The sequence below is a fragment of the Curtobacterium sp. NPDC087082 genome, from assembly GCF_044745045.1.
Taxonomy (GTDB): domain Bacteria; phylum Actinomycetota; class Actinomycetes; order Actinomycetales; family Microbacteriaceae; genus Curtobacterium.
Genome location: NZ_JBIUZN010000004.1, coordinates 223,290 through 250,233, shown reverse-complemented (window position 1 = coordinate 250,233; position 26,944 = coordinate 223,290). Strand labels below are relative to the sequence as shown.

The 26,944-nt window shown below is 71.4% G+C and carries 24 protein-coding genes; 3 read left to right on the top strand and 21 right to left on the bottom strand.

Annotated elements, in window-relative coordinates:
• Positions 1–20 precede the first annotated feature (20 nt).
• From gmk to ACIPEP_RS12430, 11 genes are all read right to left on the bottom strand, one after another.
• Positions 21–935 carry a guanylate kinase gene (gene gmk, locus ACIPEP_RS12480; protein WP_070416248.1) on the bottom strand — a complete coding sequence of 305 codons (915 nt, stop codon included), beginning with the start codon at positions 933–935 and terminating at the stop codon, positions 21–23.
• Positions 932–1,816 (bottom strand): orotidine-5'-phosphate decarboxylase, encoded by an 885-nt coding sequence (gene pyrF / locus ACIPEP_RS12475; protein WP_402717437.1) that lies wholly within the window; start codon positions 1,814–1,816, stop codon positions 932–934. Before pyrF ends, gmk begins: the two co-directional genes overlap by 4 nt.
• Positions 1,813–5,091: a carbamoyl-phosphate synthase large subunit gene (gene carB / locus ACIPEP_RS12470; protein ID WP_402717436.1), complete on the bottom strand. Its 3,279-nt coding sequence runs from the start codon at positions 5,089–5,091 to the stop codon at positions 1,813–1,815. Before carB ends, pyrF begins: the two co-directional genes overlap by 4 nt.
• Entirely contained in the window at positions 5,091–6,290 is a 1,200-nt protein-coding gene (carA, locus tag ACIPEP_RS12465) for a glutamine-hydrolyzing carbamoyl-phosphate synthase small subunit (protein WP_402717435.1), read from the bottom strand. The genes carB and carA overlap by 1 nt, the downstream gene beginning before the upstream one ends.
• On the bottom strand, positions 6,290–6,832 hold the full coding sequence (locus ACIPEP_RS12460; protein WP_071303726.1) for a hypothetical protein: 543 nt from the start codon (positions 6,830–6,832) through the stop codon (positions 6,290–6,292). Before ACIPEP_RS12460 ends, carA begins: the two co-directional genes overlap by 1 nt.
• The gene (locus tag ACIPEP_RS12455) at positions 6,829–8,187 is read right to left on the bottom strand and encodes a dihydroorotase (protein ID WP_402717434.1); all 1,359 of its coding nucleotides are present in this window, start codon (positions 8,185–8,187) and stop codon (positions 6,829–6,831) included. The genes ACIPEP_RS12460 and ACIPEP_RS12455 overlap by 4 nt, the downstream gene beginning before the upstream one ends.
• Positions 8,184–9,155: an aspartate carbamoyltransferase catalytic subunit gene (locus ACIPEP_RS12450; protein WP_402717433.1), complete on the bottom strand. Its 972-nt coding sequence runs from the start codon at positions 9,153–9,155 to the stop codon at positions 8,184–8,186. The genes ACIPEP_RS12455 and ACIPEP_RS12450 overlap by 4 nt, the downstream gene beginning before the upstream one ends.
• On the bottom strand, positions 9,152–9,796 hold the full coding sequence (gene pyrR / locus ACIPEP_RS12445) for a bifunctional pyr operon transcriptional regulator/uracil phosphoribosyltransferase PyrR (protein WP_402717432.1): 645 nt from the start codon (positions 9,794–9,796) through the stop codon (positions 9,152–9,154). Before pyrR ends, ACIPEP_RS12450 begins: the two co-directional genes overlap by 4 nt.
• Before the next feature lie 24 nt (positions 9,797–9,820).
• On the bottom strand, positions 9,821–10,297 hold the full coding sequence (gene nusB / locus ACIPEP_RS12440) for a transcription antitermination factor NusB (protein WP_309779675.1): 477 nt from the start codon (positions 10,295–10,297) through the stop codon (positions 9,821–9,823).
• An 11-nt stretch (positions 10,298–10,308) separates the two neighbouring features.
• Positions 10,309–10,872: an elongation factor P gene (efp, locus tag ACIPEP_RS12435; RefSeq protein WP_022906721.1), complete on the bottom strand. Its 564-nt coding sequence runs from the start codon at positions 10,870–10,872 to the stop codon at positions 10,309–10,311.
• Between the two features lie 108 nt (positions 10,873–10,980).
• Complete coding sequence (locus tag ACIPEP_RS12430) at positions 10,981–12,672, bottom strand: AarF/ABC1/UbiB kinase family protein (RefSeq protein ID WP_092386991.1); 1,692 nt, start codon at positions 12,670–12,672, stop codon at positions 10,981–10,983.
• A 339-nt stretch (positions 12,673–13,011) separates the two neighbouring features.
• Between ACIPEP_RS12430 and ACIPEP_RS12425 the strand changes: the two genes are divergently transcribed.
• Positions 13,012–13,206: a hypothetical protein gene (locus tag ACIPEP_RS12425; RefSeq protein ID WP_071303732.1), complete on the top strand. Its 195-nt coding sequence runs from the start codon at positions 13,012–13,014 to the stop codon at positions 13,204–13,206.
• A 1-nt stretch (position 13,207) separates the two neighbouring features.
• Here the strand turns inward: ACIPEP_RS12425 and aroB are convergent, their stop codons facing one another.
• The 9 genes from aroB to ACIPEP_RS12380 all read right to left on the bottom strand — a co-directional run bounded on the left by aroB (position 13,208) and on the right by ACIPEP_RS12380 (position 23,622).
• Positions 13,208–14,314, bottom strand: coding sequence for a 3-dehydroquinate synthase (gene aroB, locus ACIPEP_RS12420; RefSeq protein WP_261647009.1), 1,107 nt, complete (start codon positions 14,312–14,314; stop codon positions 13,208–13,210).
• Positions 14,311–14,898 carry a shikimate kinase gene (locus ACIPEP_RS12415; RefSeq protein WP_402717431.1) on the bottom strand — a complete coding sequence of 196 codons (588 nt, stop codon included), beginning with the start codon at positions 14,896–14,898 and terminating at the stop codon, positions 14,311–14,313. Before ACIPEP_RS12415 ends, aroB begins: the two co-directional genes overlap by 4 nt.
• Positions 14,895–16,115, bottom strand: coding sequence for a chorismate synthase (gene aroC, locus ACIPEP_RS12410; RefSeq protein ID WP_071296356.1), 1,221 nt, complete (start codon positions 16,113–16,115; stop codon positions 14,895–14,897). The genes ACIPEP_RS12415 and aroC overlap by 4 nt, the downstream gene beginning before the upstream one ends.
• A 45-nt stretch (positions 16,116–16,160) precedes the next feature.
• Complete coding sequence (gene mltG, locus ACIPEP_RS12405; RefSeq protein ID WP_402717430.1) at positions 16,161–17,807, bottom strand: endolytic transglycosylase MltG; 1,647 nt, start codon at positions 17,805–17,807, stop codon at positions 16,161–16,163.
• Positions 17,808–17,907: 100 nt separating this feature from the next.
• A complete protein-coding gene (gene ruvX / locus ACIPEP_RS12400) occupies positions 17,908–18,360 on the bottom strand; it encodes a Holliday junction resolvase RuvX (RefSeq protein ID WP_402717537.1) in 453 nt (150 codons plus the stop codon).
• Entirely contained in the window at positions 18,360–21,017 is a 2,658-nt protein-coding gene (gene alaS / locus ACIPEP_RS12395) for an alanine--tRNA ligase (RefSeq protein WP_071303734.1), read from the bottom strand. Before alaS ends, ruvX begins: the two co-directional genes overlap by 1 nt.
• 44 nt (positions 21,018–21,061) lie before the next feature.
• A complete protein-coding gene (locus tag ACIPEP_RS12390; RefSeq protein ID WP_070416260.1) occupies positions 21,062–21,244 on the bottom strand; it encodes a hypothetical protein in 183 nt (60 codons plus the stop codon).
• Positions 21,245–21,374: 130 nt separating this feature from the next.
• Positions 21,375–22,004: a 30S ribosomal protein S4 gene (gene rpsD / locus ACIPEP_RS12385; protein WP_058726527.1), complete on the bottom strand. Its 630-nt coding sequence runs from the start codon at positions 22,002–22,004 to the stop codon at positions 21,375–21,377.
• Between the two features lie 241 nt (positions 22,005–22,245).
• Positions 22,246–23,622, bottom strand: a complete 1,377-nt coding sequence (locus tag ACIPEP_RS12380) for a replication-associated recombination protein A (protein WP_031261054.1) — start codon at positions 23,620–23,622, stop codon at positions 22,246–22,248.
• 128 nt (positions 23,623–23,750) lie between these two features.
• On the opposite strand from ACIPEP_RS12380, the gene ACIPEP_RS12375 reads away from it, so the two are divergent.
• Together ACIPEP_RS12375 and ACIPEP_RS12370 are read left to right on the top strand one after the other, a co-directional pair.
• The gene (locus ACIPEP_RS12375; protein WP_070416261.1) at positions 23,751–24,566 is read left to right on the top strand and encodes a peptidylprolyl isomerase; all 816 of its coding nucleotides are present in this window, start codon (positions 23,751–23,753) and stop codon (positions 24,564–24,566) included.
• A gap of 113 nt (positions 24,567–24,679) precedes the next feature.
• A complete protein-coding gene (locus tag ACIPEP_RS12370; protein ID WP_175473779.1) occupies positions 24,680–25,912 on the top strand; it encodes a DUF349 domain-containing protein in 1,233 nt (410 codons plus the stop codon).
• A 64-nt stretch (positions 25,913–25,976) separates the two neighbouring features.
• Here ACIPEP_RS12370 and ACIPEP_RS12365 read toward each other — a convergent pair whose 3' ends face one another.
• Positions 25,977–26,939 (bottom strand): bifunctional riboflavin kinase/FAD synthetase, encoded by a 963-nt coding sequence (locus ACIPEP_RS12365; RefSeq protein ID WP_402717429.1) that lies wholly within the window; start codon positions 26,937–26,939, stop codon positions 25,977–25,979.
• Positions 26,940–26,944: the final 5 nt, after the last annotated feature.

Here is a 26,944-nt window from a genome sequence, read left to right as displayed (position 1 = left end):
CGGAACGGGGGGACGCCCGGTCAGGGCGCAGTGAACAAGTCTACGACCTCACGCGCCGCGGTGCCGACATCGGAGTTCACGATGCGCACGTCGAACTCGTCCTGGGCGGCGAGTTCGACCTTGGCGGTGTCGAGCCGGCGTGCCTGTTCCTCGGCCGATTCGGTGCCCCGGCCGATCAGCCGACGCACGAGTTCCTCCCACGACGGGGGCAGCAGGAAGACGAGCACCGCGTCGGGCATGGCGTCCCGGACCTGGCGTGCGCCCTGCAGGTCGATCTCGAGCATCACCTTGTCGCCGGCGTCGAGCGCGCGGTCGATCGGCGGCCGGGGCGTGCCGTACCGGTACGAGTTGTGGACGGTGGCCCACTCGAGGAGTTCGCGGTCGCGGATCATCCGGTCGAACTCGGCGTCGTCCACGAAGTAGTAGTGCACGCCGTCGACCTCGCCCGGACGGGGCTTGCGGGTCGTCGCCGACACGCTGAGGTTGACGTCCGGGTACTGCTCGCGGATGTACGCGCTGACCGTGCCCTTGCCGACCGCGGTGGGGCCGGCCAGGACGACGAGCTTCGACGACCCGCGCTTGCGACCGCGGGCCGCGAGCCAGTCGGCGAGCTCCGACCGCTGCCGGGTGCCGAGGCCGCCGAGGCGCTTCGACGGCGCGATCCGCAGCTCGCCCATGATCGACTCCGCCCGTGCCGGTCCGATGCCGGGGAGGCTCGTGAGCAGGTCCCGCACCCGCAGGGACTTCTCGGCCGGTGCGTCGGCGTCCGACCAGGCGGTGCGGGCGACCTCGAGTGCGGAGCGCTCCCCCGACGCGACGGCGGCCTTGACCGCGGCCCGGGCACGACGGGCGGCCACCGCAGCGGCAGCCGCGGCGACCCGGTCGACCTCGGGTGGGTTCCGGTGTGCGGGCAGGCCGTCGCGGTCCGTCGTCATGCGGCGGCCCCCAGCGCGGCGCGGATCCGGTCCGCACGGTCGGTCACGAGGGCGGCGACGCCGTCGGGACCGTCGGTGAGCAGACCGCGCGACTCGCTGACGAGCACCTGCTCGGCGCGGGCGCCGTACAGCGCGCGGAGGTCCTCGATGCGGGCGCCCTGGGCACCGAAGCCCGGGGCGAGGATCGGCGCGGTGCCGATGGTGTCCGCGTCGATGCCGAAGTCGTCGAGGTCGAGGGTCGCGCCGAGCACGAGCCCGACGTCGCCGAGGGGCTGGTCGCCGCCTCTCCGGTTGTCGTCTGCCACGTCCAAGACGATACCGGCAGCGACGCTCCGCCCCGAACGAGGTCCCTCGGCGAGCACCGCGGTCTGCAGCACGCGCGCCTCGGGGTTGCTCGTGGCGGCGAGCACGAAGACCCCGGCACCGTTCCGGCGCGCCACGTCGACCGTTCCCGCGAGGGAGCCGTAGCCGAGGTACGGCGACACCGTCATGGCGTCGGCGGCGAACGGACCGTCGCGGTCCAGCCACGCGAGCGCGTAGTCGTCCCCCGTCGACCCGATGTCGCCGCGCTTGACGTCGGCGACGACCAGGAGGCCCGCATCGCGTGCCCGACGGATCGTCGCGTCGAGCGCACGGTAGCCCGCCACCCCCGCGGCCTCGAAGAAGGCGATCTGCGGCTTCACGACCGCGGCGCGGCCGGCGGCCGCGTCGACCAGGGTCGCGCCGAACGCGGTCAGGCCCTGCTCGTCGCGGCCGAGCCCCCACGCCGCCAGGGTGGGGGCGTGGGGGTCGATGCCGACGCAGAGGGCGGAACGCGACCCGATGGCGGACGCGAGCCGGACGCCGAAGGAGGCCGCGCCTCCCGTGCCCGGGTCGCTCACCAGGTGTCGCGCTCGAGCGCGTAGTCCTGCAGGCTCCGCACGCTGTGCGGCGACCCGATCGTCTCGATCGCCGCGACCGCGGCCCCGAGCTGCGCGATGGTCGTGAACAGCGGCTTGTCCGCCGCGACCGTCGCCGCACGGATCTCGTACCCGTCCGCACGACCGGCAGCACCCGACGGCGTGTTGATGACGATGTCGACCTCGTTCCGGGCCAGCAGGTCGACGACGCTCTCGCCGCCCTCGCTGTACTTGCCGACGAGCGTGACCTCGATGCCGTTGCGGCGCAGGATCTCCGCCGTGCCCTCGGTCGCCGTGATCGTGAAGCCGAGCTGCTGCAGCCGGTGCACCGGGAGCACGATGGCGCGCTTGTCGGTGTCGGCGACGCTCACGAACACGGTGCCGCTCGTCGGCAGACCGCCGTACGCGGCTTCCTGCGACTTGAGGAACGCCCTCGGGAAGTCGCGGTCGATGCCCATGACCTCGCCGGTGGAACGCATCTCCGGGCTGAGCACCGAGTCGACGACCTGGCCGTCGTGGGTGCGGAACCGGCGGAAGGGCAGCACGGCCTCCTTCACGGCGATCGGAGACTGGATCGGCACGAACGCGCCGTCACGGGCGGGCAGGAGCCCCTCGGCGACGAGCGTGTCGATCGTCGTGCCGGTCATGATCCGCGACGCCGCCTTGGCCAGCGGGATGCCGAGCGCCTTCGAGACGAACGGGACCGTGCGGCTGGCGCGCGGGTTCGCCTCGAGGACGTAGAGCACGCCCGCGCCGATGGCGAACTGCACGTTGAGCAGGCCCTGGACGCCGATGCCGCGCGCGATCTTCTCGGTCGCGTCGACGACGCCCTGGATCTCGGCACGGCCGAGGCCGACCGGCGGCAGGGTGCAGGCCGAGTCGCCGGAGTGGATGCCGGCCTCTTCGAGGTGCTCCATGATCCCGCCGATGTAGAGCCGCTCGCCGTCGAAGAGCGCGTCGACGTCGATCTCCACCGCGTCGTCGAGGAAGCGGTCGACCAGCAGCGGGAGCTCCGGGCCGATGATCGCCTGATCGGCCATCCGGTCGAAGTAGTCCGCGAGCGACGGGGAGTCGTACAGGATCTCCATGCCGCGGCCGCCGAGCACGAAGGACGGGCGGACGAGGACGGGGTACCCGATCTCCTCGGCCACCGCGGTCGCGCTGGCGAGGTCGTGGGCGGTGCCGTTCCGGGGCGCGAGCAGGCCGGCGGCGTCGAGGATGGCGGAGAACTGGCCGCGCTCCTCGGCGGAGTCGATCGCGCTCGGGCTGGTGCCGAGGATCGGGATGCCCGCCGCCTCGAGCGGCTTCGCGAGCCCGAGGGCCGTCTGGCCGCCGAGCTGCACGACCACGCCGACGAGCTCGCCGGAGGCCGCCTCGGCCTCGATGACCTCGAGGACGTCCTCGGTGGTCAGCGGCTCGAAGTACAGGCGGTCCGAGGTGTCGTAGTCGGTCGAGACCGTCTCCGGGTTGCAGTTGATCATGATCGTCTCGAACCCGGCGGCACTCAGCGCGAAGGACGCGTGCACGCAGGAGTAGTCGAACTCGACGCCCTGCCCGATGCGGTTCGGACCGGAGCCGAGGATGACGACCTTCTTGCGGTCGCTCGGGGCGACCTCGGTCTCGGCGTCGTACGACGAGTAGTGGTACGGCGTGAGGGCCGGGAACTCGCCGGCACAGGTGTCGACGGTCTTGAACACCGGGCGGATGCCCTCGGCGTGACGGGCGTCACGGGCCTGCTGCTCGGTGATCCCGCGCAGCGACGCGATCTGCGCGTCGCTGAAGCCGTGCTCCTTGGCCCAGCGGAGGGTGTCGGCGTCGAGGGTCTCGGCGTTCTCGACCTCCAGAGCGACTTCGTTGATCAACACGATCTGGTCGATGAACCACGGGTCGATCTTCGTGGCCTCGAAGACCTCGTCGGCGGTGGCGCCCGCGACGAGCGCCTGCTGCACGGTGACGATGCGACCGTCGGTCGGGATCGTCGACTTCTGCAGCAGGGCGTCCTTGTCGAGCTCGGCCGCCGGGGTGTCCCAGTGGAACGACGAGCCGCGCTTCTCGAGCGAGCGGAGCGACTTCTGCAGCGCCGTCGCGTAGTTGCGGCCGATCGCCATCGCCTCGCCGACGCTCTTCATCGTCGTGGTGAGTGTGGCGTCCGCCGCGGGGAACTTCTCGAACGCGAACCGCGGGGTCTTCACGACCACGTAGTCGAGCGTCGGCTCGAAGCTGGCCGGGGTGACGCGGGTGATGTCGTTCTCGATCTCGTCGAGGCGGTACCCGATCGCGAGCTTCGCGGCGATCTTCGCGATCGGGAAGCCCGTCGCCTTCGACGCGAGCGCCGAGGAGCGGGAGACGCGCGGGTTCATCTCGATGACGATGACGCGGCCGTTCGACGGGTCGACGGCGAACTGGATGTTGCAGCCGCCGGTGTCGACGCCGACGCGACGGATGATGTCGATGCCGATGTCGCGCATGTTCTGGTACTCGCGGTCGGTCAGCGTCAGCGCGGGGGCGACGGTGATCGAGTCGCCGGTGTGGACGCCCACGGGGTCGACGTTCTCGATCGAGCAGATCACGACGGTGTTGTCGTAGTTGTCGCGCATCAGCTCGAGCTCGTACTCCTTCCAGCCGAGGATCGACTCCTCGAGCAGGACCTCGGTCGTCGGGCTGGACTGCAGCCCGTCGCCGACGAAGCGGACGAGTTCTTCCTCGTTGTAGGCGAAGCCGGAGCCGAGGCCGCCCATGGTGAAGGACGGACGGACGACGAGCGGGTAGCCGAGGTCCTGCGCGTACTCCTTCGCCTCTTCCAAGGTGTGCGCGATGTGGCTGCGCGCGACGTCGGCACCGGACTCAAGGACGAGCTCCTTGAAGAGCTGGCGGTCCTCACCGCGCTGGATGGCGTCGACCTTCGCGCCGATCAGCTCGACGCCGTACTTGTCGAGGATGCCCTCGGCGTCGAGCTTGATCGCGGCGTTCAGGGCGGTCTGGCCGCCGAGGGTCGGCAGCACGGCGTCCGGCTGCTCGATCTTGATGATCTCCTCGAGCGAGGCGCTCGTGATCGGCTCGATGTACGTCGCGTCGGCGAAGTCCGGGTCGGTCATGATCGTCGCCGGGTTCGGGTTGACGAGGATCACCCGGACGCCCTCGGCACGGAGGACGCGGCACGCCTGGGTGCCGGAGTAGTCGAACTCGGCGGCCTGCCCGATGACGATCGGGCCGGAGCCGATGACGAGGACGGAGTTGATGTCTGCGCGCTTCGGCATCAGTTGGCTTCCTTGGTGATGTCTGCTGCGGGGGTCGTGGCGTCGGCGGTCGCCGCGTCCAGCGGCTCCCCGTCGCGACGCTCGCGCACCAGGTCCGCGAACCGGTCGAAGAGGTACATGGAGTCGTGCGGGCCGGCCGCTGCCTCGGGGTGGTACTGCACGCTGAACGCGGGCACGTCGAGCGCGCGGAGGCCCTCGACCACCTGGTCGTTCAGGGAGTAGTGCGAGACCTCGACGCGACCGAAGCCGGCCGGCGACTCGACGACCTCGCCGAGGGGCGCGTCGACCGCGAAGCCGTGGTTCTGGCTCGTGATCTCGACCTTGCCGGTCACGGTGTCGAGCACCGGCTGGTTGATGCCGCGGTGCCCGAACGGGAGCTTGTAGGTACCGAACCCGAGGGCGCGTCCGAGCAGCTGGTTGCCGAAGCAGATGCCGAAGAACGGGCGCCCGGTCTTCAGGCTGCCCTGGAGCAGCTCGACCTGGGCGTCCGACGCGGCGGGGTCGCCGGGGCCGTTCGAGTAGAAGAGCGCGTCCGGCGCGAGGGCCTCGAGCTCGTCGGCGGTGATGTCCTGCGGCACGACGTGCACCTCGAAGCCGCGCTCGGCGAGGTACCGCGTGGTCGAGGCCTTCACACCCAGGTCGAGCACGGCAAGCGTGCCGATCTGCTCGCCGACCGCGGGGACCACGTAGGTCTCGGGCGTCGACACGATCGACGAGAAGCTCGCGCCCGCCATCGTGGCCTGCGCGCGGACCGCGTCGAGCTGCTCCGACTCGGACAGCGCGGCGTCGGCGCCGCTGAACACGCCGCCCTTCATGGCGCCCGCGTCGCGGATCCGGCGGGTGAGCGCCCGGGTGTCGATCCCGGAGATGCCGACGATGCCGTCGCGCACGAGGTGGTCGTCGAGCGACGCGTTCGCGCGGTGGTTCGACACGACGCGGCTGGGGTCGCGCACGACGTAGCCGGCGACCCAGATGCGACGGGACTCGGGGTCCTCGTCGTTCACACCCGTGTTGCCGATGTGCGGCGCGGTCTGCACCACGATCTGTCCGGCGTAGGAGGGGTCGGTGAGCGTCTCCTGGTACCCGGTCATGCCGGTCGCGAAGACCACCTCGCCGAGCGTGCGCCCGCGGGCGCCGTAGGCCCAGCCGTCGTACCGGGTGCCGTCCTCGAGGACCAGTACGGCCCGTTCGCGTGTCATCAGTTCGTCCCTTCGCCCGCGGTGTGCGGGTGTTCGTGCTTCGTCGACAGTCCCTGCAGGGCGGCCAGTGCTGCGCCGTCGCCCTCCGGGAACCGGAAGTAGGTGTCGAGGTCCGACGCACCTGCGGCGCCGGTCGCCGTCCATCGCAGACGGACCAGTCCCCCGGGCTCGACCACGCGGTCGATGGCCCACGTGGCGCGGTCGGCGCCGCGGACGGCGGAGGCTTCGATCCAGCGGTCCGGGGTGCCGGCGTGGTGGAGCACCACGCCGGTGTCGTGGACGGTCACGCCGCCGCGGCCCCGGAAGCCGAGTCCGCCAGCGGTGATCCGCTCGAGCGGTTGGTCGGCGCGGGTCGTCGCGACGGTGAAGCCGTCCCACGATCCGGCCGCCGGTCCGACGTCGGTCGGCACCGGGACGGGAGGCACGGATTCCGCCTGCTTCCTCGCCCGCGTCCGCCAGGTACGTGCCATGGCGACGAACAGCGCGACGACGAGGGCGAGGATGATCGCGCCTTCGAGCCAGCGCAGCGCGTCACCGCTCATGCCGTCGCCTCCGTCCGCGCGGCGCGCGCGTGTCCGGCGACCGTCTCGGCGTCGACGAGCTCCCCCGACAGGAGCGTCGGGTACCCGTGGTGGAAGGTCGCGACGACCCGGCCCGGGAGCCGCATGCCGAGGTACGGCGAGTTCTGCGACTGCCCGGCGAGGTCGGCGACGGAGAACTCGCGGACGGCCGCCGGGTCGTACAGGGTGATCTCGGCCGGTGCTCCCTCGGCGATCCGCTGCCCGTGCCCCTCGACCTGGCCGATGCGCGCGGGCGCCTCGGACAGGACGCGCGCGACGTCGGCCCAGTCGAGCCGGCCGTCGTCGACCACGGCGGCCTGCACGACGCTCAGCGCGGACTCGAGGCCGACCATGCCGTTCGCCGCCGCGGGCCACTCGCAGCACTTCGCCTCGGCCGTGTGCGGCGCGTGGTCGGTCGCGACGATGTCGATCGTGCCGTCGGCCAGGGCGGCCCGGAGCGCGTCGACGTCCTCGCGGGAGCGCAGCGGCGGGTTGACCTTGTACCGGGCGTCGTAGCCGGGAGCGCCGTCGTGCCCGGCGATGAGGTCCTCGGTCAGCACCAGGTGGTGCGGCGTGACCTCGGCGGTGACGTCGATGCCGCGGGACTTGGCCCAGCGGATCACCTCGACGCTGCCGGCGGTCGAGACGTGGCACACGTGCAGCCGGGCCCCGACGTGGTCGGCGAGCAGCACGTCGCGGGCGATGATCGCCTCTTCCGCGACCGCCGGCCAACCGGCGAGCCCGAGCTCCGACGACAGCCGACCCTCGTTCATCTGGGCGCCGATGGTCAGCCTCGGCTCCTGCGCGTGCTGCGCGAGCACCCCGCCGAAGCCCTTGATGTACTCGAGCGCCCGGCGCATGAGGAGCGGGTCGGACACGCACGAGCCGTCGTCCGAGAAGACCCGGACCTTCGCCCGGCTCGTCGCCATCGCGCCGATCTCGGACAGGTGGGTGCCCTGGAGTCCCTGGGAGACCGCGCCGATCGGGCGCACCGTGACGTACCCGGCGTCGTCGCCGAGTGCCTGCACCTGCTCGACCACCCCGGCGGTGTCCGCCACCGGCGACGAGTTCGCCATCGCGTTGACGGCGGTGAAGCCGCCCGCGGCCGCGGCACGCGAGCCGGTGAGGACCGTCTCCGACTCCTCGAAGCCGGGCTCGCGCAGGTGGGTGTGGAGGTCCACGAGACCGGGCAGGGCGATCAGACCGTCCGCGTCGACGACCGTGGCGCCGGCCGCGTCGAGACCGGAGCCGACCGCGGTGATGCGCCGCGCCTCCAGGCGGATGTCGGCACGCGTGCCGTCGACCAGCTGCGCGCCGCGGATGAGGTGGGCGGTCATGCGACGGTCTCCTTCGTTGCTGCGGTCGCTTCGGACCCGGTCAGGGCCAGGTAGAGCACGGCCATCCGGACCGACACGCCGTTCTCGACCTGCTCGACGACCGTCGAACGGGGGTCGTCGGCGGCGACGCCGGCGATCTCGAGCCCGCGGTTCATCGGGCCGGGGTGCATGATCAGCGTGCGCTCGTCGAGCCGGGCGAACCGGCTCGCCGTGAGGCCCCAGTGCCGGGTGTACTCGCGCGGGTTCGGGAAGAACGCGTCGTTCATCCGCTCCTGCTGGATGCGCAGGGTCATCACGACGTCCGGGTCCTCGGCGAGGGCGACGTCGAGGTCGTGGTGCACCGCGGCGCCGAACGGCGTGCTCGCGACCGGGAGCAGGGTCGGCGGCGCGGCGAACGTGACGCTCGCGCCGAGGGTCTGCAGGAGCCAGGCGTTGCTCCGAGCGACCCGGCTGTGCAGCACGTCGCCGACGATGAGCACACGGACCCCGTCGAGGCCCTGGCCCCGACTGCCGGCACCGTGCAGGCGCCGACGCATCGTGAACGCGTCGAGCAGGGCCTGCGTGGGGTGCTCGTGCGTGCCGTCACCGGCGTTGACGACCGGGACGTCGATCCAGTCGGCGTCGGCGAGGACCCGCGGCGCACCGGACGCGCCGTGGCGCATCACGATGCCGTCGATGCCCATCGCGCCGAGGGTCTGCACGGTGTCCTTGAGGGACTCGCCCTTGGAGACGCTCGAGCCCTTCGCCGCGAAGTTGAGGACGTCGGCGGAGAGGCGCTTGGCGGCCGCCTCGAACGAGATCCGGGTGCGCGTGGAGTCCTCGAAGAAGAGGTTCACGACGGTCTTGCCGCGCAGCGCGGGGAGCTTGCGGACCTCGCGCGTGTTGACCTCGGCCATCTCCTCGGCGACGTCGAGGATGTGGATCGCCTCGGTGCGGGAGAGGTCGGCGGTGGAGAGGAGGTGCTTCACGCTGCACCCCCGTCGCCCTGCTCGATGACGACCTCGTCGGTGCCGTCGGTCTCGGTCAGCCGGAGCGTCACCCGCTCGTCGGAGGCCGTCGGCAGGTTCTTGCCGACGTGGTCCGCGCGGATCGGGAGCTCGCGGTGGCCCCGGTCGACGAGCACGGCGAGCCGGACCGCCCGCGGGCGACCGATGCCCTGGAGCGCGTCGAGCGCCGCCCGGACCGTGCGACCGGAGTACAGGACGTCGTCGACGAGGACGACGACCTTGCCGTCGATGCCGCTCGCCGGGATGGTCGTCCGGTGCGGCGCGCGGCCGATGCCGTGGCCGAGGTCGTCCCGGTGCATCGTGACGTCGAGCGTGCCGACGCGGTGCGACCTGCTGGCGCCCGCGCCGGTCGCTGCCGGTTCGCTCGTCCGCTCGGGCTCGATGTCCGCCCACTCGGGCTCGATGTCCGCCAGGATGCGGTCGAGCCGCTCGGCCAGGACGGCACCCCGTGTCGGGATGCCCAGGAGCACGAGGTCCGAGGCACCGTGGTTGGCCTCGAGGATCTCGTGCGCGATGCGTGTCAGAGCACGCGTGATGTCGGAGTGCTGCAGGACCGTTCTGGTGCCCACGCCGACCTCCTTCCCCGCCTCACCGGACGGCATTAAAGGATGCTGACGTGGTCAACCCTACCGGGACTCCTGGTCCTCTGCGACCGTCCGACCGGACGGTGCACCGCTCGCCTTCTCGCCCGGTGCGCGGCCGCCGGCGACGGCCCCGAGCACACCGTTGACGAACCCGGCGGACTCCTCCGTCGAGAGCGACTGGGCCAGCTCGACCGCCTCGGCGATCGCGACCGCGTCGGGGACCTCGGGGTTGAACCGGAGCTCCCAGACGCCCATGCGCAGGATGCAGCGGTCGAGGACCGGCATGCGGGCGATGGACCAGCCCTGGGCGTGCTCGACGATCACGGCGTCGATCTCGTGGCGGGCGTCGTCGACACCCGTGACGATCTGGCGGGCGTAGTCCCAGCTGGAGGCACGCTCCGGCTGGTCGAGGTGCCGGACGGTCTCGGTCGCGAGGACGTCCGCGATCGGGAGCTCACGCACCTCGGCCACGTACAGCATGTCGAGGGCGCGCTTGCGGGCCTTCGAACGAGCACTCATACGGGCGTCGCCTAGGAGTTGACGCGGCCGAGGAAGCTGCCGTCGCGCGTGTCGATCTTCACCGTGGTGCCGCTCTCGAGGTAGAGCGGGACCTGGATGCGGTGGCCGGTCGCGATGATCGTCGCGTCCTTCGTGCCACCGGACGAGCGGTCGCCCTGCAGGCCGGGCTCGGTCTCGACCTCGGTCACGATCGACGTCGGGAGCTCGACGTAGAGCGGGTTGCCCTCGTTCATCGCGATGGTGACCATCGCGGACTCGAGCAGGTAGTTCTTCGCGTCGCCGACGACCGTCGCCGAGACCGGGATCTGGTCGTAGGTGTCGGTGTCCATGAACACGTAGGAGTCGCCGTCCTCGTAGAGGAACTGGTAGTCACGGCGGTCGACCGTCGCGGTGTCGATCTTCGCGCCCGCGTTGAAGGTGCGGTCGACGACCTTGCCCGACACGACGTTCTTCAGCTTGGTGCGGACGAACGCGCCGCCCTTGCCCGGCTTGACGTGCTGGAACTCGACGACCGACCAGAGCTGCCCGTCGATGATGAGAACGGCGCCGTTCTTGATGTCAGTGGTACTGGCCATGAGTCTTCGATGTCCCGTTCGATCGTGTTGTGAAGGTCTGCGGACCGCGCTGGGTCCCGGACGAGTGTAGCGGACGGGTCGTGGCGTCCCCGCGCAGTGCTCGTGCGGTCACTCTCGTCGTCGCGCGCGGATCGCGTCGACCGCCGCCCAGGCGAGCAGCACCACCGCCGCTCCCCCGAGCAGCGCTCCGGCCACCCCGGTCGAGATGACCGCCGTCGGCCGGGCCGGCAGCGCGAGGTACACGATCGACAGGATGCCGGCCCCGGCGCCGAGCAGCACGAGCAGCACCCGCCGGACCACCCCGTTCAGCGTCCGTCGGTCCCGCCGGTCCGCGAACAGCCGGATGTTGACCGACAGCTTGCCGGTCTCGATCGCCTCGCCGATGCGGTCCACCCGGCGCGGCAGCCGGCGTGCGGCCGTCACCGCGCCGAACAGCTCGCGCACCGCCACGTCCCGGAGCTTGCCCGGCCGCAGCTGGTCGCGGATCTGTTCGGAGGCGAGTCCGCGTGACTCCTCGAGCAGGTCGAACGAGGGGGCGAGCGTGCGCAGCGTCCCCTCGAAGATCGCCAGGGCGCGCGCGGCCGCGACGAAGTCCGGCGGCGCCTTCAACCGGTACCGCCCGAACACCGCGACGGCGTCGTCCACCGTGTCGACGCCGATCCGGGCACCCGGACCGAGCTCGTCCGCGACGAAGCGCGCGATGTCCCGGCGGAAGTCGGGTTCGTCCTGGGCGTCCCGGACCGGTGCCATCCGGAGCACCGCGTCGGCGATCCGCGACGTGTCGTCCTGGATGTACGCGGCGAGCAGCTCCTGCACGATGTCCCGCAGGCCGGGGTCGAGCCTGCCCACCGATCCGAAGTCGATGAGCGCCGGCCGGCCGTCGGGCAGCAGCAGGACGTTCCCGGGGTGGAGGTCACCGTGGTACACCCCGTCGAACACCACCTGCCGGAGGAACGCACGGAGGATCGACCGCATCGGCTGGTCGAGGTCGCGGTCGCTGCGCTCGGCCCGGATCGCGCTGAGGGTGTCCCCCTCGAGGAACTCCATCACGAGGACGCGCCGACCGGAGAGCTCCGGGTACGGGTCCGGGAAGCGCACCTCGTCGGGGCGGGCGCTCCGGCGCTGGGCAGCCCGCAGTGCCTCGAGGTTCCGGAGCTCCGAGCTGAAGTCGACCTGCCGCACGAGGTCGTCGGCGTACTGCTGGGCCACGTCCTGCACGCCGACCTGACGGGCCTCGACGGACCAGCGCGCCATGAACCGCACGACGCGGAGGGCGATGTCGACGTCGCGCCGCACGGCCTGGTCGATGCCGGGCCGCTGCACCTTGACGGCGACGCTCGTGCCGTCGGCGAGACGGGCTCGGTGGACCTGTGCGATCGATGCCGCGGCCACCGGGACCGGGTCGAAGGCCGCGAAGACCTCGTCCACGGGGGCGCCGAGTTCGCGTTCGAGCAGCGCTGCGACCTCGTCCGCGGGTGCCGGGGAGACGTTCCGCTGCAGGTGCGCGAGCCCCTCGGTCCACTCCTCGGGGAGCAGGTCGTCGCGGGTGGAGAGGAGCTGTCCCATCTTCACGAACCCGCCACCGGCCTCCTCGAGCGCACGGCGGAGGTGCTCGGCCTGGCTTCGGCGGAGGTCCGAGGTCGCCGGGTCGTGCGAGAAGTCCAGGCGCCGGAACGGGACGAGGCCGTGCCGGCGTGCGATCGACAGCAGCTCGGTGAACCGGCGGGCACGGGACCGGACGGTCCCGGGGTCGGTCGCGTCCGGTGTGGACAGGTCGCTCAGGCGTGGCGGGGTGGGCACGGTTCCAGTCTGCTCCCCCGCCCTGCGTGGTCGGTTCCTCCACAGCCTGGAGGCGCGGCTCGCCGTCCCCAGGTCGGCCGACGCCCGTCCTGCGGCCGCCTCCACTGCGTCAGGCTGCGGTCATGGAGACAGCACTCGTCACGGCGCTCATCGCCGCTGCCGCGGCGATCGTGGCCGCCGTCGCACCGAGACGCAATCTGAGTACGACATCTCGAGAACTGTGCTCGAGCGGTTGATGAACGTACCGTGGGCGCCGAAGCCCGACAGGAACCTCGCTCGACGGGCGCTTCGGCGGCACCGGTTCGAGCGAGTCCGTGACCGAGAACAGGACGCCGACTGATGCCGCTCTTCCGCCCGCTGCCCGACGCACCGCGATTCAAGATGGACGGCACCGACGAGGACGACGCGATCCTCGATGCCTGGGTGGACGGTGCCTCCCTCGCCGAGTGGTACGAGGTGGAACGGACCGGCATCGTCACCGTCTCGATGCGGGTGAAGTGGTGGTGGCGACGGACCCGCCGCGTCCTCCGCTGAGCTAGACCCCGACCTCCTGGTAGGCGGTGAAGAGCAGGTGGTCCTCGGGTCCCTCGAGCGTGACCGGCTTGCCGACACCGTCGAGGATGATGAACCGGAGCATGCCGGCGCGGGCCTTCTTGTCACGACGCATCGTGGCGAGGAGACCCTCCCAGCGGCCGATGCCGTAGGTCGTGGGCAGCTCGAGCGACTCGAGGATCGCGCGGTGCCGGTCCACCGTGGCGTCGTCGAGGTGTCCGGTGAGGCGCGCGAGCTCGGCGGCGAAGACCATCCCGACCGCGACGGCCGCTCCGTGTCGCCACTGGTACCGCTCGGCGTGCTCGATGGCATGCCCGAGGGTGTGCCCGTAGTTCAGGATCTCGCGGCGGCCCTGCTCGGTGAAGTCGTCCGAGACGACCTGCGCCTTGAGCTCGATCGCGAGCTCGACGACGCGACGGAACTCCGGCGTGGTCGGGTCGGTGACGCGGTCGACGTCGGCCTCGATGATGTCGAGGATCTCCGGGACGGCGATGAAGCCGGCCTTCACGATCTCGGCGAAGCCCGTGAGGATCTCGTTGCGGGGCAGCGTGGCGACGAGGTCGATGTCGGCGACGACCGCGCGGGGCGGGTAGAAGGCGCCGACGAGGTTCTTGCCCTCGTTGGTGTTGATGCCGGTCTTGCCGCCGACGCTGGCGTCCACCATGCCGAGCACGCTCGTGGGGATCGCGACGTACGGCACCCCGCGCAGCCAGGTCGCCGCGACGAACCCGGCGAGGTCGGTCACCGCACCGCCGCCGAGCCCGATGACGGCGTCGGTGCGGGTGAAGTCGGACTGCCCCATGATCTGCCAGCAGAAGGCGGCGACCTCGACGCGCTTGGCGCCCTCGGCGTCCGGGACCTCGGCGATGAGGGCCTCGAGGCCGGCGTCGACGAGCAGGTCGCGCAGCGCGTTCGCCCGGGCGCCGAGCGTCGGGGCGTGCACGATGAGGACCTTGGCGACACGGGGGCCGAGGAGCGCCGGCACCGAGCCGAGCAGGCCGTTGCCGACCGCCACGACGTAGCCGTCCGCGCCGCCGACGCGGATCTCGGTGGTGCCCTCGGGGAGGACGGACTGGGTCGGGTCGGTCACGCTGTTCCTTCGCTCGTGGGTGCACCGGTGCTGGCCGGAGGGGTCTCGTTGCGCAGCCACGCGACGACGTCGTCGACGACGCGCGACATCGGCCGGCGCGAGGTGTCGAACACCGCGTGCGCGAGCTCGGCGTAGGTCGCCGCTCGCGCGTCCATGATCGTCTGCCACGCGTCGATGCCGCCGTTCGCCAGGAGCGGGCGGTCGCTGCCGGCGATCCGGTCGGCGACGGCCTCGGGCGAGACGGTCAGCAGGACGATGCGCGCCCCGGCCATGGCCTCGCGCGTGGCGACGTGGGTGACGGCGCCGCCACCGACGGCGATGACGCCCCCGGTCGACAGCGCTGCCCGGACGGCTGCCGCCTCGAGTTCACGGAAGGCGGCCTCGCCACGGTCCGCGAAGATCCCGGGGATCGGACCGTGCTCGCGGACGATCACCCGGTCGGTGTCGGTGAACGGGACGCCGAGCGCCTTCGCCACGCGCTTGCCGACGCTGGACTTGCCGGCGCCCATCGGCCCGATGATGACCACCGGGGCTGCGGGACCGGCCGACGGCGACGCCGCCGCCGGCTCGGGTGTGTGCGTCACCAGGCCGAGGAGTGCTCGGCGGCCTCGGTGCTGCGGGTGCGCAGCGTCTCCGGGATCGACGCGAGGTACGCGTCGAGGTTCCGCTTCGTCTCGACGACGTTGTCGCCACCGAACTTCTCGAGCACGGCGTCGGCGAGGACGAGCGCGACCATGGCCTCGGCCACGACACCGGCGGCCGGCACGGCACAGACGTCGGAGCGCTGGTGGTGCGCCGAGGCGTCCTCACCCGTGGCCACGTCGATGGTGTGCAGCGCGTGCGGGACGGTCGCGATCGGCTTCATGCCGGCGCGGACGCGCAGCACGGTGCCCGTGGACATGCCACCCTCGGTGCCGCCGGCGCGGTCGGACGTGCGGTAGATCTCGCCGTCTTCGCGGAAGAGCTCGTCGTGCGCCTCGGACCCGCGGCGGGCAGCGGTCGCGAAGCCGTCGCCGACCTCGACGCCCTTGATCGCCTGGATGCCCATGATCGCCGCGGCGAGACGGGCGTCGAGCCGGCGGTCCCACTGCACGTGCGATCCGAGTCCGGGCGGGACGCCGTAGAACAGCACCTCGACGACGCCGCCGAGGGTGTCGCCGTCCTTCTTCGCGGCTTCGACCTCGGTCACCATGCGGGCGGAGGTCTCGGCGTCGAAGCACCGCAGCTGGTCGTCGTCGAGGCGGTCGACGTCGTCCGGCAGGGGCAGCGCGGTGCCGTCGGGGACGCGGACGGTGCCGACCTGCAGCGTGTGCGCGACCGATCGGATGCCGAGCTCGGCCAGGAAGGACTTCGCGACGGCGCCGAGCGCGACACGGGCCGCGGTCTCGCGCGCGCTCGCGCGTTCGAGGATCGGGCGGGCCTCGTCGAAGCCGTACTTCTGCATGCCGACGAGGTCGGCGTGGCCGGGACGCGGGCGGGTGAGCGGGGCGCTCCGACCACGGGAGAGGTCGGTCTGCTCGACGGGCTCGGGGTTCATGACCTCGACCCACTTCGGCCACTCGGTGTTGCCGATGCGGATCGCGATCGGGCTGCCGAGGGAGTAGCCGTGCCGGACGCCGCCGGAGACGTGCAGTTCGTCCTGCTCGAACTTCATGCGGGAGCCGCGGCCGTAGCCGAGCTTGCGTCGCGCGAGATCGGTACGGATGGACTCGAACGACACCGGGACACCCGCGGGCAGGCCCTCGAGCATCGCGATCAGTTCGGGTCCGTGGGACTCACCAGCAGTCAACCAACGAAGCATGGTGTCCATCTTCCCACAGCCCGGGCCCCGTGCGACGCCGCTCGACTACTGGTAGTCGGGGTGTGCCCGGAGCCACGCCTGGAACTGGTCGACGGCGACGAGGTGCTGCGCGTACGTGTCGGAGAACACCGTCTCGCCGGTCTCGAGGTTCACCGTCACGAAGTACAGCCACTTCCCCTGCGCCATGTTCGTGACGGCCTTGATCGCGATGTCGCCGGGGTTCGAGATCGGTGCCGGCGGCAGGCCGTCGTGCACGTAGGTGTTGTACTTGTTCGACGCGTCCTTGCGCTCGGCGTCGGTCGTCGTCACCCGGTGGGTGTTGCCCGTGCCGTAGGCGACCGTCGCGTCGGACTGCAGCGGCATGTCGATGTCGAGCCGGTTCTGGAACACCCGCGCGACCTTCGGGTAGTCGGCGGCGAGGCCGGCCTCCTTCTGCACGAGCGAGGCGAAGACGATCACGCGCTCCTGGTCGGCCTCGGCCACGCCTGCCGCCGAGAGGTGCTCCTTCATCGTGTCGACCATCGACTTGAAGTACTCCGTCGCGCTCCACCCCGGGTTGATCGGGTAGGTCGCCGGGAACAGCCAGCCCTCGAGCGTGGTCGTGTTCGCCGGCAGGTCGTACGCGGAGAGGTCCTTCGCCGCGGCGGAGACCTCGGCGGCGGAGAGTCCCGCCTTCGAGACCATGCCGGCCTCGATGTCCTTGAGCGCCGTGCCCTCGGGGATCACGATCGAGGCCTGGACGCGGTTGTCCTTGTCCTGCAGCGCCGCGAGGGCTGCCTTCGAGCTCATCTTCTTCTTGAGCGCGTACGACCCCGGCTGGAACTGGACGTCCGGCGAGGCGAGCAGGAGCTTGTAGAAGACCTTCGAGTCCTTCACGACACCGCTGCGCTGCAGGGTCGCGGCGACGTTCTCGCCGATGTCGCCCTGCTTGATGGTGATCGTCACCTTGCTGGTGCCGTCGCCGGAGTAGTCGTCGGGCTCCTGCGAACCGCTGATGGCGGCGACGAGCTGCTGGACCTTGGGGGCCGCGAAGGAGTACGCGGACACCCCGACCGCGAGGACCACCGCGACGATGACGATGCCCGCGATGAGCGGGCCGCGACGACGCTTCGGACGCGGCTCACGCGGGCCGCGTGGCGACCTGGAGGCGCCCCCACGTCCACCGCGACCGCCGCGTCCACCGTCTCCCGCGCCTCCGGGGCCGTTGCCGGGCTGGTCGGGACCACCTGCGCCGGCACCCGCGCCGGCGGCCGTGGCCGCGCCGGCGTCACCGCCGCGTGCCGCGGCACGAGCGTCGCCGTCGACGTGGAGTTCGCCGGTGAGGAGCGCGTGCACGTCCGGGTGCAGCTCGTCGGGTGACGACGCCACCGGGGCGTCCGCGGCGGCGGCGCGACGGTCGTCGTCGGCTCGGCCGGGGTCGGGACGGTCGGTGCTCGACCCGACCGCGTCGGTGCTGGGCGGGCTCGCGTCCGCGGGGCCCGCATCGGCGCGCGCCCGCGCGGCTTCGGCGGCGCGTGCTTCGCGTCGGGACATCGGTCGACCGGTCGCGTCCGGGGCGCCGTTCCGCGCACCGGTGGTCTCGCCCGCGTCACCGCGTGCGTCGGGGGTCTCCGCACGGTCGGAAGTCGTCTTCCGCCGCTCGGCGTCGTTGCCGGGCGCGATGATCGCGTTCCAGTCCAGGTCGTCTGCCAACGGTCCTCGGGTCTCTCGGTCGGGAACTCCGCCTGGGCTCGGGGTGCTGGGCGACGGTGTGGCAGCCGCGTTCAGGCGAGCACTGCGGTGGTCCGCAGTTTCAGGGGAGCGTGGCCCCGGGTGGGGCACTGGCCGCACGCTCGTGGTCGAGCGCGTGTTGCAGAATGATAACAGCGGCCGCTTGGTCGATCACGGCGCGGGACTTCTTCGTGTTCTTGCCGGCCTGGTGCAGGCCGCGCTGGGCCGTCACGGTCGAGAGTCGTTCGTCGACCAGGCGCACCCGACGGTGTTCCGCCAGGCGCCCGGCGAACTCCCGGGCGTCCGCCGTGGACGGGGTGTCCCCGCCCGACATCGAGAGCGGCAGCCCGACGACGATCTCGAGGACGTCGTACTCCTCCGCGATCTCGAGGATCCGCCGGACGTCCGTGGCGTCGTGCCGGGCGACGGTCTCGACGGGCGTCGCGAGGAGCCCGTCACGGTCGCACACGGCGACCCCGATCCGGGCGCGGCCGACGTCGACACCGAGCCGGCGCCCGGAACGGATCGCCACGATCAGGCCGCGAGCCGGTCGGTGACCGCGCGGAGGGCCGCCGGGAGCGCGGACGCGTCGGTGCCACCGCCCTGCGCGAGGTCCGGCTTGCCGCCGCCACCACCACCGAGGACGCCGGCGGCCTCCTTCGCGAGCGGTCCCGCCTGCACACCGGCGGCGCGGGCGGCGTCGTTCGTCGCGACGATGACCACCGGCTTGTCGTTGATGACCGCGCCGAGCACCACGACGGCGGCCCCGTCGCCGAGCTGGCTGCGGACACCGGTCGCGAGCGCGCGGAGGTCGTCACCGGACTGGAGTCCCTGGACGGACTCGGCCACGACGGTCGTCGCACCCACCGTCGTCGCTTGACGTGCGATCGCCGGGACGCGCTGCTGGAGGTTGGCGGACTCGAACTCGGCGACGCGCTTCTGCGCCGTCCGCAGGTCCTCCATCAGGGACTGCACACGGGTCGGCAGGTCCTCTCGGGGGGCCTTGAGTGCGCTCGACAGCTGGGACACGATGGTCCGCTCGACGGCGAGGTCGCGGAAGCCCTCGAGCCCGACGAGCGCCTCGACGCGGCGGTTGGTCGAACCGACGCTCGACTCCCCCACGAGGTTGACGAGCCCGACCTGGGCGCTGGACGCCACGTGCGTGCCACCGCAGAGCTCACGGGACCACGGGCCGCCGATGTCGACCATGCGGACCTCGGAGCCGTACTTCTCGCCGAACAGCGCCTGCGCGCCGAGCGACTTCGCCTCGTCGAGCGGGAGCACGCGCGTCGAGACCTCGAGGTCGGAGCGGATCGCGTTGTTCACGACCTCCTCGATCTCGGAACGGGTCTCGAGCGAGACCGGCTGCGACCACGAGAAGTCGAGCCGCATGTAGCCCGACTTGTTGTACGAGCCGGCCTGGAGTGCCTCCGGGCCGAGGATGTCGCGCAGTGCGGCGTTCACGAGGTGCGTCGCGGAGTGCGCCTGGGTCGCACCGCGGCGGTACTCGGCGTCGACCACGGTCGTCGCCGGCGCACCGACACCGACCTCGCCCGAGCGCACCTGGACCGTGTGGCTCCACAGACCGGCGACGGGACGCTGGACGTCGAGCACCTCGAGGTCGAAGCCGTTGCCGACGATCGAGCCCTGGTCGGCGTCCTGACCACCGGACTCGGCGTAGAGGGAGGTCTCGCCGAGGATGACCTCGGCGATGTCGCCCGCGACCGCACGGTCGACGCTCACGCCGCCCACGATGATGCCGAGGATGTTCGTCTCGGCCTCGAGCGCGTCGTAGCCGAGGAAGACGGTCTCGCCCTTCGCCCGGAACGCGCTGTAGACGCTGAGGTCGGCGAGTGCGGTCTTCTTGCTCTTGGCGTCCGCCTTCGCCCGCGCCCGCTGCTCGGACATCAGGGTCTCGAACGCGGACCGGTCGACCTGGACGCCGGCTTCCTCAGCCATCTCCATCGTGAGGTCGATCGGGAAGCCGAAGGTGTCGTGCAGCAGGAACGCCGTGTCCCCGCCGATCGCGGGCGCGCCGTCCTGCTTCGCGCGCTCGACCGCGACGTCGAGGATCGTCGTGCCCTGCGCGAGCGTGCGGAGGAAGGTCTCCTCTTCCGCGTAGGCGATGCGTGCGATGCGGTCGTAGTCGCTGCCGACCTCGGGGTAGGCGTCGCGCATGGCGTCGCGCGACGCGGGGAAGAGCCGGGGGAAGGTCGCACCCTCGACGCCGAGCAGGCGCATCGCGCGCACGGTGCGGCGGAGCAGGCGGCGGAGGATGTAGCCGCGGCCCTCGTTCGACGGGGAGACGCCGTCGGCGATGAGCATGAGCGCCGACCGGACGTGGTCCGCGATGACGCGCATGCGGACGTCGTCCTCGTGCACGGCGCCGTACCGACGACCGGAGATCGCCGCCGCCTCGTCGAGGACCGGGCGCACCTGGTCGATCTCGTACATGTTGTCGACGCCCTGCTTGATGAAGGCGACGCGCTCGAGCCCCATGCCGGTGTCGATGTTCTTGTTCGGCAGCTCGCCCGTGATCTCGAAGTCGTACTTCGAACGGACGTCGGCGATCTGGTACTGCATGAACACGAGGTTCCAGATCTCGACGTAGCGGTCGTCGTCGGTCGCCGGACCGCCGTCGATGCCGTACTCCGGACCGCGGTCGAAGAAGATCTCGGAGCAGGGCCCCGCCGGCCCGGGCTGCCCGGTCGACCAGTAGTTGGTGTCCTTGCCGAGCCGCTGGATCCGCTCGTCGGGGAGCGAGGAGTGCTGCTTCCAGAAGGCGATCGCCTCGTCGTCGTCCTCGTACACGGTGACCCAGAGGTCGTCGGGCGAGAAGCCGAGCCCACCGTCCGGCTCGGGCGTCGTCAGGAACTGCCAGGCGTACTCGATCGCCTGCTCCTTGAAGTAGTCGCCGAACGAGAAGTTGCCGTTCATCTGGAAGAACGTGCCGTGCCGCGGGGTCTTGCCGACCTCTTCGATGTCGTTCGTGCGGATGCACTTCTGGACACTCGTGGCGCGGGGGTACGGCGCGGGGACGAGCCCGGTCAGGTACGGGATGAACGGCACCATGCCGGCGACCGTGAACAGGAGCGAGGGGTCGTCCGAGACGAGCGAGGCGGACGGGACGACGGTGTGGCCGCGGTCACCGAAGAACTGGAGCCAACGGCGGCGGATCTCTGCGGTCTGCATGGTGCTTCCTGGTTTCAGGTCGTGTGCGTGGGAGGGGTCGTCGGTCAGACGTCGGTGCGGAGCTCGGCCTCGCGAGAGCGGTAGCCCTCGGCGACGGCACCACGGAAGGCTTCCGCGCGAGCGTTCACGTCGGCGAAGAACCGCGCGCCACCGGGGGTGTTCGCGACCTTGTGCGCGACGGCGAACCCGATGACGACGCCGACGGCGACGAAGAACAGCTGCTTCACGGTGCCTCTCCCTCTCGTGCACGCGAGCGGTGCGTGCCCAGACGATCTTACCGACGACACCGGCCACCGACGCCGAACGGCGGGCCGACCTCGTGAGAGGACGACCCGCCGTTCGGGTGTGATCAGTGGATCAGCGAGCTGCGTAGTACTCGACGACGAGCTGCACTTCACAGGTCACGGGGACCTCGGCACGCTTCGGGCGACGGACCAGGCGGGCCTGGAGCTTGTCGATCTCGACCTCGAGGTAGCCCGGGACCTTCGGCAGGACTTCCTGGTGCCCACCGGCGGCGGCGACCTGGAAGGGCTCGAGGGACTCGGAGCGCTGCTTCACGTGGATGAGCTGCCCCTCCTTCACGCGGAAGGACGGACGGTCGACGAGCTTGCCGTCGACCAGGATGTGACGGTGCACGATCAGCTGACGGGCCTGCGCGGTGGTGCGGGCGAAGCCGGCACGGAGCACGAGGGCGTCGAGGCGCTGCTCGAGGAGCTCGACCAGGTTCTCACCGGTCAGGCCCTTCGTCTTGCGGGCCTCTTCGAAGACGATGCGGAGCTGCTTCTCGCGGATGCCGTACTGGGCGCGCAGACGCTGCTTCTCACGGAGGCGGACGGCGTAGTCGCTGTCCGCACGACGGCGGGTGCGGCCGTGCTCACCGGGGCCGTAGGGGCGCTTCTCGAGGTAACGGGCCGCCTTCGGCGTCAGCGGGATGCCGAGCGCGCGCGAGAGGCGGGTCTTGCTGCGGGTACGTGACTTGGTAGACACAGGGTCCTTTTCTCTGTCTGAACTGAATGACTCGAGGGGATCCGTCCGACCGTGGGCAACGAGACACACGGAAGGGATCGGTCCCGACGACGGGATCCAGAGGGATGAGCCTGTGGGATCGGACGGCTACAGTCCGAACCTCTGCCCCCGTACCACCGGAGTGGCACTCTGTCCTCGACGCAGCCGTGCTCGAGGACCAGGACGTAGGCCCGGCAATGCTAGCAGGAACTCGGGGCGGCCACTACTCGCCGCGGGTGATCTTCCGGAGGCGCTCGAGTCGCGGCCCGACCTCGCGCTCGAAGCCGTTCGCCGTCGGGGTGTAGTACTCGGTGCCCTCGAGCGCGTCGGGCAGGTACTGCTGCTCGGCGACACCGTGCTCGGCGTCGTGCGAGTAGACGTAGCCCTTGCCGTGGCCGAGCCGCTTCGCGCCGGGGTAGTGGGCGTCGCGGAGGTGCATCGGCACGACCCCGAGCCGCCCGGCCTTGACGTCCGCGATCGCGGCGTTCACCCCGTTGTAGGCCGCGTTCGACTTCGGCGCGGTCGCCAGGTAGACGACCGCCTCGGCCAGGGGGATCCGGCCCTCGGGCATGCCGATGAGCTGGACGGCCTGTGCGGCCGCGACCGCGATGGGCAGGGCCTGGGGATCGGCCATGCCGATGTCCTCGGACGCCGAGATGATGATGCGACGGGCGATGAACCGCGGGTCCTCGCCCGCCTCGATCATGCGCGCCAGGTAGTGGAGTGCGGCGTCGACGTCGCTCCCCCGGACGGACTTGATGAACGCGCTGATGACGTCGTAGTGCTCGTCGCCCTGGCGGTCGTAGCGGAGCAGTGCCCGGTCGACCGCTGCGGCGACGGTGTCGGCGTCGACGACCGGGACGGTGTCGACGCCGTCGAGGGTTCCGTCCGCGTCGTCGTCGGCCTGCGCTGCGACGGCCGAGGACGCCGCGGCCTCGAGCGCGGTGAGTGCCCGACGGGCGTCGCCGGAGGACAGCCGCACGATGGCGCTGCGGGCCTCGTCGCCGAGGACGACCGATCCGCCGAGGCCCCGCGGGTCCTCGACCGCGCGGTCGACGAGCATGCCGAGGTCCTCGTCGGTGAGGGGCTTGAGCGTGAGCAGCAGGGAGCGGGACAGCAGCGGCGAGATGACCGAGAACGACGGGTTCTCGGTCGTCGCCGCGATGAGGATGACCCAGCCGTTCTCGACGCCGGGCAGCAGGGCGTCCTGCTGGGCCTTGCTGAAGCGGTGGATCTCGTCGAGGAAGAGGACCGTGGTCGAGCCGTAGAGGTCGCGGTGCGTGAGCGCCTTCTCCATGACCTCGCGCACGTCCTTCACGCCGGCGGTCACGGCCGACAGCTCGACGAACTCGCGACCGGACTGCCGCGCGATCGCCTGCGCCAGGGTCGTCTTGCCGGTGCCGGGCGGTCCCCACAGGATCACCGAGACGCCGCCGGGGTTCTCGCGCGTGCCCGTCGCGAGCTGCACGAGGGGGCTGCCGCGGCCGAGCAGGTGCTGCTGGCCGGCGACCTCGTCGAGGCTGGTCGGCCGCATCCGCACCGCGAGCGGGACGGACCCCTGCGCCAGCCCGGCGCGACCGCCGGTGGTGGGCGCGCGCATGCCCGAACGGTCCGCTGCCATGTGACCAATCGTAGGCCGACCCACCGACAGGGGCGTGCCTCCAGGCCTCCGACAGGGCCGTTTACAGTACGCTCGTCGCACACTCGACGAGAGGTACGACCAGCACCGTGGCACCGAAGAACCAGGCGCGTGACAACCGGGAGGCGCGCGAGCGCCTCCGCCTCTACACGGCACGGCAGGGCCTGCACGAACGGCAGCGGCGCCGCCGGGTGCGGGACAACGTCGTCGGCGCCGGTGTCCTCGTCCTCGTCGCGGCGTTGGCGACCGGTTCGCAGCTCGCCTTCGCCGGGTCGCAGGGTGGCGGGGCGGACGCGAGCGCGAGTGCCTCCGCGACCGCGACACCGACCCCGTCCGCGAGTGCCACCGCCGCGAACACGGGCGACGTCCCGAGCAAGTCCATCGCGAAGGACTCCACCTGGACCGGATCGCTCACCCTGAACAAGGACGTGAAGCTCGGCATCGAGCTGGACGGCGAGAAGGCACCCCAGGCCGCGAGCGTCGAGATCAAGCTCATCCAGGAGCAGTTCTACAACGGCACCACCTGCCACCGACTCGCCGACAGCACCGGGTTCGAGTTCCTGCAGTGCGGCTCCGCGAACGGCGACGGCACGGGTGACGCCGGCTTCCAGTACGGCCCGCTCGAGAACGTCCCGAGCGACGGCAAGTACACCAAGGGGACCATCGCGATCGCCCGCAGCTCGTCGGCGTACTCGCAGACCACGCAGTTCTTCATCGTCTACGGCGACACCACGCTGGACGGCTCCACCGGCGGCTACACCGTCGTCGGGAAGGTCACCAGCGGCCTCGACGAACTCGAGTCGAAGATCACGTCGAAGGGCATCTCCTCCGCCGGCAGCGACGGCACCGGCGAGCCGAAGGTGGCGACCACGATCACCGGCGCGACGATCGAGCAGGAGAAGTAGTCCACAGGCGCGCCGACCCGGCGGGTCGCAGATGCTCTCCGTGCAATAGGCTGACGACCTGACCGTGCCGACGGCGACGTCGGTGATGCACGACCACGATCGAGGCGAGACCTGTGGGACCTGACGAAGCAACGACCTGGGGGCGGGTCGACGAGAACGGGACGGTGTACGTCCGGTACGAGGACACCGAGAAAGCCGTCGGTGAGTACCCGGACGCGACACCCGACGAAGCCCTCGCCTACTTCGCGCGGAAGTACGCCGACCTCGAGGGGCAGGTGAAGATCGCCGAGCAGCGCGTCCAGCGTGGTGCCTCGGCGAACGACGTCGCCCGCACGGTGGAGCACCTGCAGGCCCTCGTGGCCGAGGCCCGCGTCGTCGGCGACCTCAAGTCGCTCGAGACCCGCGTCGCCGCCCTGACCGAGCAGCTCGGCTCCCTGACGAAGGAGCAGGCCGAGCAGGCACAGCAGGCCCTTGCGGACGCCCTGGCGCACCGCACCGCCCTGGTGGAAGAAGCCGAGGCCCTCGCCGCGGTCGACCCGGCACGGGCGCAGTGGAAGCAGATCACCGCGCAGCTCGACGACGTCTTCGCGCGGTGGCAGCAGCACCAGCACGACGGCCCGCGCATCCCCAAGAACGAGGCGAACGAGCTCTGGAAGCGTTTCCGCGCGGCCCGCTCGACCGTCGACCAGCACCGTCGCGCGTTCTACTCCGAGCTCGACGCGCAGCACCGCGACGCCCGCAACCGCAAGCAGGAGCTCGTCCAGCAGGCCGAGGCGCTCGCTCCCCGCGGCTCCGACGCGATCCCGGCGTACCGCGAACTGCTCGACGACTGGAAGGGCGCGGGGCGAGCCGGCAAGCGGCACGACGACGCACTCTGGGCGCGCTTCAAGGCCGCGGGTGACGTGCTGTTCGAGCAGCGCCACGCCGAAGCCGCTGCCGAGAACGTCGAGTACTCGGCCAACCTCGAAGCGAAGCAGGCCCTCCTGACCGAGGCCGAGCCGCTCCTGAAGGTCACCGACCGGGCTGCCGCACGCAAGACCCTCACGGGCATCCAGCGCCGGTGGGACGAGATCGGCAAGGTCCCCCGCGGCGACGTCCGGCGCATCGAGGACCGTCTCCGCGCGGTCGAGGACCATGTGCGCAGCCTCGAGGACGAGCACTGGAAGGCGTCCGACCCGGAGCGCAAGGCCCGTCAGACCGGTCTCGCGAGCCAGCTCGAGGACGCGATCGGCAAGCTCGAAGCGGAGCTCGCCGATGCCCAGGCCTCGGGCGATGCCCGCAAGATCAAGGACGCGCAGGAAGCGCTCGACGCCCGCAAGATCTGGCTCGACGCCCTCGGCGGCTGATCCGCCCAGTACGACGAAGCCCCCGCGACCGTTCGGTCGCGGGGGCTTCGTCGTCGGTACCTGGTCAGACGACGGCGGGGAGCCCCAGCAGCGTCCGGATGTCGCGGTCGTCCTGCCGCATCTGCTCGGCGAGCTCGTCCATCGAGTCGAACTTCACCATGCCCCGCACGTACGAGACGAACAGCACCGAGATCGTGTCGCCGTAGAGGTCGATGTCCACGTCGAGCAGGTGCGCCTCGATCTGCTTCGCCGGCACGCCCTCGAACGTCGGGTTGTTGCCGACCGAGACGGCAGCCGGGTACACCGTGCCGTCGTGCAGCACCCGTGCGGCGTAGACGCCGTCGGCGGGGACGAAGCCCTCGGACGCCGGGTCGAGGTTCGCCGTCGGGTAGCCCATCGCCCGACCGCGCTCGTTCCCGTGCACGACGACGCTCCGCACCGCGTGTTCACGGCCGAGCAGGCGCGCGGCCTCGGCGACGCGGCCGTCCCCGAGGAGCTCGCGGATCCACGTCGAGGACACCCGTCGCTCACCGTCCGGCCGGACGTCGTCGACCAGGTCGACGTCGTCGATGAGCTCGACGGTGAAGCCGTGCTGCTCCCCCAGCTCGCGCAGGAGGGCGACGTCGCCGGCGCCCTTCGCCCCGAACCGGAAGTCGCTGCCGACGAACACGAGCTGGGCGTGCAGGGTGTCGACGAGGATCTCGGACACGAAGGCCTCTGGAGCCTTCGACTGGAGCTCGTGGTCGAACCGGAGCAGCAGGGTGGCGTCGACCCCGACGTCGTCGAGCAGCTCGCGCCGCTGGGCGATGCTCGTCAGGGCGGGCGGCACCTTGCCCGGGTCGATCACGTCGAGCGGGTGGCGGTCGAACGTCACGACCGTGGACACGAGGCCGTGCTCGCGCGCCGCACGCTCGAGGTGCGCGATGACCGCACGGTGCCCGACGTGGACCCCGTCGAACTTCCCGATGGTGACCGCGCTCGGCCCGAAGCCCTGCGCCACGTCGGCGGTGTCGTCGTAGTACTGCACGTCGG